This is a genomic window from Lentilactobacillus parafarraginis DSM 18390 = JCM 14109 (assembly GCF_001435895.1).
Classification (GTDB): domain Bacteria; phylum Bacillota; class Bacilli; order Lactobacillales; family Lactobacillaceae; genus Lentilactobacillus; species Lentilactobacillus parafarraginis.
The window spans coordinates 1-372 of sequence record NZ_AZFZ01000224.1 but is presented as its reverse complement, the minus strand read 5'-3'; the positions used below and the strand labels follow the sequence as shown (position 1 = coordinate 372).

At 44.6% G+C, this 372-nt stretch carries 1 pseudogene; it reads right to left on the bottom strand.

Going from position 1 to position 372, the window contains the following annotated elements:
• Positions 1–178: 178 nt before the first annotated feature.
• A pseudogene (locus FD47_RS15765) lies at positions 179–372 on the bottom strand (IS6 family transposase); the annotation flags it as partial.

Genomic DNA, 372 nt, shown 5'->3' with positions numbered 1-372 from the left:
CAATGCTGCAAGAAGTTGTCGATACCGTGACAATTCTCTATGCTCTGCGAGCGCGAAATGGTTTGCATCGGCAGGCACTTGTGTATCCTGTTCGAGAAAATAAAAGAGCATAATCAGGATCTGGTGCAAACAGTCTGAGAGATGACCATCTAACCAGCTATTGATCCTATGTTGAAGGTTATGCAGCTAACAATGCTTCTAATTCGTCCACGACTGAGAACCCGATGAGACTTAACTCTCGTCGGGTTCTTTTGCGTATTGCGTGAACAATTTCCACACCGCTCAACGTTGCACTAGCGGTTCGAATGCTTTGAAAGCTTGCTGAGCGGACACGATGACGTTTAAGAAACTGTTTGAGATCTAAATTGAGTT